General features: G+C 70.8%; 7 protein-coding genes and 1 pseudogene. 2 read left to right on the forward strand and 6 right to left on the reverse strand.

Annotated features, from left to right (window positions below):
- The 4 genes from AC01Y6_RS09600 to trpC all read right to left on the reverse strand — a co-directional run.
- Positions 1-795, reverse strand: a 795-nt coding sequence (locus AC01Y6_RS09600) for a DHH family phosphoesterase (protein WP_476671299.1), incomplete at its 3' end; no start/stop codon positions are given.
- Positions 792-1,106 (reverse strand): hypothetical protein, encoded by a 315-nt coding sequence (locus AC01Y6_RS09605; RefSeq protein WP_476671300.1) that lies wholly within the window; start codon positions 1,104-1,106, stop codon positions 792-794. The genes AC01Y6_RS09600 and AC01Y6_RS09605, both read right to left, overlap by 4 nt.
- Positions 1,103-1,810, reverse strand: coding sequence for a 1-(5-phosphoribosyl)-5-[(5-phosphoribosylamino)methylideneamino]imidazole-4-carboxamide isomerase (hisA, locus tag AC01Y6_RS09610; protein WP_476671301.1), 708 nt, complete (start codon positions 1,808-1,810; stop codon positions 1,103-1,105). Before hisA ends, AC01Y6_RS09605 begins: the two co-directional genes overlap by 4 nt.
- 4 nt (positions 1,811-1,814) lie before the next feature.
- Positions 1,815-2,579: an indole-3-glycerol phosphate synthase TrpC gene (gene trpC, locus AC01Y6_RS09615; protein ID WP_476671302.1), complete on the reverse strand. Its 765-nt coding sequence runs from the start codon at positions 2,577-2,579 to the stop codon at positions 1,815-1,817.
- Between the two features lie 132 nt (positions 2,580-2,711).
- Here trpC and AC01Y6_RS09620 point away from each other — a divergent pair, with 132 nt between their 5' ends.
- Positions 2,712-3,125 carry a helix-turn-helix domain-containing protein gene (locus tag AC01Y6_RS09620; RefSeq protein WP_476671303.1) on the forward strand — a complete coding sequence of 138 codons (414 nt, stop codon included), beginning with the start codon at positions 2,712-2,714 and terminating at the stop codon, positions 3,123-3,125.
- Between the two features lie 3 nt (positions 3,126-3,128).
- A complete protein-coding gene (locus tag AC01Y6_RS09625; RefSeq protein WP_476671304.1) occupies positions 3,129-3,959 on the forward strand; it encodes a patatin-like phospholipase family protein in 831 nt (276 codons plus the stop codon).
- Here AC01Y6_RS09625 and AC01Y6_RS09630 read toward each other — a convergent pair.
- Entirely contained in the window at positions 3,931-4,329 is a 399-nt protein-coding gene (locus AC01Y6_RS09630; RefSeq protein ID WP_347240117.1) for a hypothetical protein, read from the reverse strand. The two genes, AC01Y6_RS09625 and AC01Y6_RS09630, sit on opposite strands and share 29 nt — an antisense overlap.
- Before the next feature lie 2 nt (positions 4,330-4,331).
- Positions 4,332-4,438, reverse strand: a pseudogene (locus AC01Y6_RS09635) (peptide ABC transporter ATP-binding protein); the annotation flags it as partial.

A 4,438-nucleotide genomic window follows, 5' to 3' on the forward strand; every position in this document is an offset into this window, starting at 1 on the left:
GAAGGCCACCTCCACCGCCTTCCCCGTGTAGCCCACGGCCTCGGCGAGAAGCCTCAGGCCCACCCAGGAGGAGGAGGCGAGCCGGGCCAGGCCCTCCTTCACCAGGGCCCGGTTCCAGCCCCAAAGGGGGGCCACGTCGGCGATGGTGCCCACCGCGGCGAGGTCGGCGTACTCCAGGGGCGGGGGGAGGCCCAGGCGCTCGTGGAGGGCCCAGAGGAGTAGAAAGGCCACCCCCGCCCCCGTGGGCTTTTCCTCGAGGCCCGGGGTGTAGGCGGGGTGGAGGACCACCCCGGGTGGCGGGGTGTCCCTCGGGGTGTGGTGGTCGGTGACCAGGACCTCCACCCCGTTCTCCACGAGCTCCCTGAGCTCGGCGTGGTTGGCGATGCCGCAGTCCACGGTGAGGAAGACCTCCGCGGCCTCCAGGTGCTCGGGAACCCGGTCCATGAGGACGCCGTAGCCCTCCTCGAGGCGGTGGGGGATGAAGGGGTGGACCCGGGCCCCCAGGGCGGAAAGGCCCCGCACCAGGAGGGCCGTGCCCGTGAGCCCGTCGGCGTCGTAGTCCCCGTGGACGCGGATGCGCTTGCCCTCCTTTAGGGCGGAAAGGAGGAGGTCCACCGCGGCCTCGAGGCCCACCAAGGGAAGGAGCCTAAGGGGCGGGTCCAGGTCCAAAGGCGCCCTCACCCCCCGGTGCCAGAGGGCCAAAGCCGCCTCGGGGCCCACCCCAAAGCGGGCCATCACCTCCCGCCACTCGGCGACGGGCGGCAGGGAGAGGAGCCTCCAGCGGACCCGGCTCATGCCTCGTCCCGGTCGGGGATGCGGGAGATCTCCTCGAGACGCTCCCGCTTGAGGGCCTCCACCTCCCCCTGAAGCCGCCGCACCTCCCTTAGGAGGGCACGCCTTTCCCCAAGCCCCCTGAGCCAAAGGGCCAGGGCGAAAAGCCCCCCCACCAGGAGGCCCAAGAGGTAGGCCCCGGGGAGCAGGTAGTAAAGGGGAAGGAGGCCCCAAGGAGAGGGCAGGGCCAAAAAGGGGTAGGCGTAGTAGAGGTAAACCCCCGCCGCTCCCGCTCCCAGGCTCACCAGGAGGAAGACCCATTGGACGAGCTTCATACCACCTCCAAAAGCTCTGGAAGCCTTACCCGCCCCTCGTAGAGGGCCTTGCCCAGGAGGGCCCCCTCCACCCCGAGGCGCTTCAGGGCGAGGACGTCCTCCAAGGAGGCGATGCCTCCTCCGGCGATAAGCTCAAAGGGCCAGGCCTCCCGCACCCGGGCCACCACCTCCAGGTCCAGGCCCTTCAGGGTCCCGTCCCGGCGCACGTCGGTGTAGATCACCGTGCGCACCCCCATCCCCGCCCAGGTCCTTAGGAGGTCCAAAGCGGAAAGGGCGGTCCTCTCCCGCCAGCCCGCGGCCACCACCTCCAGGCCCCGGGCGTCCAGGGCCACGGCCAGGCGCTCCGGGCCCGCCTCCTCCAGCATCCTGGCGAGAAGCCCCGGGTCCTTCACCGCCACCGTGCCCACCACCGCCCGGCCCGCCCCCAAGGCGAGGGCCTCCCTCAGGGCCTCGAGGCTCCGGATGCCCCCCGCGAGCTGGAAGGGGATGGAGAGGGCGCGGGCGATCCGCCGGATGGCCTCTCGGTTCTCCCCCGTGCCGAGGGCGCGGTCCAGGTCCACCAGGTGGAGGAGGCCCGCCCCCTCCTCCTGGAAGCGCAGGGCGGCCTCCACCGGGTCCCCGTAAATGGTCGCCCGGGCGGGGTCCCCCTCCAAGAGGCGCACCGCCTTGCCCGACTTCAGGTCCACCGCGGGGATGAGCCACATGGCCCTATCCTACAAGCTGGCGGAGGGCCTCCTCCAGGTTTGGGCTCCGCATGAGGCTCGTCCCCACGAGGACGGCGTCAAAGAGCCCTTCCAGGGCCTTCAGCTCTTCCTTCCTGGAATACCCCGACTCCGCCACCAAGACCCCGCCGAAGCCCCGCTCCCGCGCCAGGCGGCCGAGGCGGGGGGCGGTCGCCAGGTCTATTTGCAGGGTGGCGAGGTCGCGGTTGTTGATGCCGAGGACCTCGGCCCCGGCCTCGAGGGCGATCTCCAGCTCCCTTTCGGTGTGCACCTCCACCAGGGCCTCCAGGCCGAGCCTTCTCGCCTCCTCCAGGTAGGCTCCCGTGAGCTCCCCCAAAAGGGCCACGATGAGGAGCGCGGCGCTCGCCCCGAAGGCCCTCGCCTCCTCCAGCATGAAGGGGTCCACCACGAAGTCCTTGCGGAGAAGGGGAAGGCCCACCGCCTCGCGCACCCGCTTGAGGTCCAAAAGGCTTCCCCCGAAGCGGTGGGGCTCGGTGAGGACGCTCACCGCCCTCGCCCCGCCCCGCGCGTAGGCCAAGGCGGCCTCCGCCGGGTCCACCTGGCGGATGGCCCCCTCGGAGGGGCTCTGCTTCTTCACCTCGGCGATAACCGCCAGGCCTGGGCCTTTCAGGGCTTCCTTGAAGGAGGGCACCGGAGGAGGCTCGGGAAGGGGGTAGGGGGCCACCTCCAAGGCCCGCCTCCTCGCGATCTCGCCCAGGACCCCGGGCACTCGGGCAAGGTCCGGCCGCATGGGGCCATTCTACCTAGAATGGGGCATCGCCGATGCCGGCCTTTCGGCGTGGAACCCAGCTCCCTTCCGCCTGAGGGTCAGGGCCTGTTGCGTTTATTTCGTTTGTCGGGTAGGCTGGGGTCCGAGGTGGGTATGGAGGGCGTTCTCTTTGCCCCTACACCTTCGGCGGAAGCGCTTCGGGCCTTCGGGGAGAAGCTTGCCCCCGGCAAGGTCCTGCGCCTCGAGGAAGCCTCTTTGGTGCTCACCCCGGAGCTGGCCCGGCTTTTCCGGGAGCTTTTGGAGGTGCTTTTGCGGGGCGAGGCGGTGCGGGTTGTCCCCCTGGAGGCCGAGCTCACCACGGGCCAGGCGGCCGAGCTCCTCGGGGTCTCCCGGCCTTACCTGGTCCGGCTTCTGGAGGAGGGCAAGATTCCCCACCACAAGGTGGGCACCCACCGCCGGGTGCGGGCCCAGGACCTCCTGGCCTACCTGGAAGCTTCCCGGAAGCGGGGAAGGGAGCTTTTGGACGAGCTCCTCGGCGAGGCCCAGGAGCTTGGCCTGGGGTACTAGGCCGTGCGCGGCGTGGCCTTGGCCCTAGGAGGGGGCGGCGTCCGGGGGTACGCCCACCTCGGGGTGCTCGCGGTTTTGGAGGAGGCGGGCGTCCCCATCCGGGGCCTTGCGGGAAGCTCCGCCGGGGCCTTGGCGGCCGCGGCCTGGGCCTTCAGCCACCGGAATCCCTGGAAGGTGCACGAGGCCATCTTTGACCGGGAGGTGGCGGAGCTTTCCCGGGCGGGGAGCCTACGGGCCTTGGCCCGGCTCTTCATCGCCTTCCGGCGCCCGGCCGTGGTGGCGGTGGACCGGCTGGAGGAGGGGCTCAAGGCCCTTTTTGGCGAGGCGCGGCTGGAGGAAAGCCCCATCCCCCTGGCCCTCCAGGCGGCGGACCTCCTCACGGGGGAAGGGGTGGTCTTAAGGGAGGGGCCGGTGTGGAAGGCGGTGCTGGCCAGCATGGCCATCCCGGGCTTCTTCCCCCCGGTGGCCTTTGCGGGGCGGCTCCTCGTGGACGGGGACGTGGCGGAGAAGGTGCCGGTGCGGGCGGCCAAGGCCCTCTTCCCCAAGGTGGTGGCCGTGGACGTCTCCAATCCCCCGCCCAAGGACCCGCCCAAAACGGCCCTCGAGGCCGCCCTCCTGGCGGGCGAGGCGAGCCGCAGGAGGCTCAAGGCCCTGGCCCTGAAGGAGGCGGACCTGGTCATCGCCCTGGACCCCCCCTTCCCCATAGACACCTTTGACCACGAAAAACTCCCCCTGGTCTACGGGCTCGGCCAGAAGCGGGCCCAGGAAAAGCTCAAAGAGGTGCGGGCCCTGGCCCGGGTGCGCCTCAAGGACCTGCTCCCCTTCCGCCCATAGCCCTTTCCGCCCGGCGCCCGAGGGCCAGGCCCCAACCCAGGCCCAGGAGGAGGAGGAAAAGCCCCTGGGGCCTCATGAGAAGCCCCATCACCCCCAGGAAGAAGAAGAGGGCCGCCCCCAGCCCCACGGCCACTAAGGGCGCCAAGGGGCCCTCTTCCTTCAGGGCCTCCTCGCCCTGGCGGTAGAGCCAAAGCCCCCCAAGGAAGGCCAGGAGGTACAGGGCGGGGTGGAAGGCCCGCGGCAGGAGGAAGGAGAGGAGAAGGAGAACCCCTCCTTTCCCCAGGAAGAGGACAAGCCCATAAAACCGTAGCCCCCGGCGCCTCAAGGCCGGGTCCGCCCTGGGGTCCAGAAGAGCCTTTAGAGCCTCCACGCCTAGTGGTGGAGGACCCGCTCCAGGAAGGCCCGGGTCCTCTCCTCCTTGGGCCGGGCGAAGATCTCCTCGGGCCGCCCCTCCTCCACCACCTGCCCCCCGTCCATGA

The organism is Thermus sp. (assembly GCF_056332225.1).

Bases quoted from the DNA above. Each gene is read 5' to 3' on its own strand.
- AC01Y6_RS09605 (WP_476671300.1), bottom strand. From the start codon at position 1,106: ATGAAGCTCGTCCAATGGGTCTTCCTCCTGGTGAGCCTGGGAGCGGGA.
- hisA (WP_476671301.1), bottom strand. From the start codon at position 1,810: ATGTGGCTCATCCCCGCGGTGGACCTGAAGTCGGGCAAGGCGGTGCGC.
- trpC (WP_476671302.1), bottom strand. From the start codon at position 2,579: ATGCGGCCGGACCTTGCCCGAGTGCCCGGGGTCCTGGGCGAGATCGCG.
- AC01Y6_RS09620 (WP_476671303.1), top strand. From the start codon at position 2,712: ATGGAGGGCGTTCTCTTTGCCCCTACACCTTCGGCGGAAGCGCTTCGG.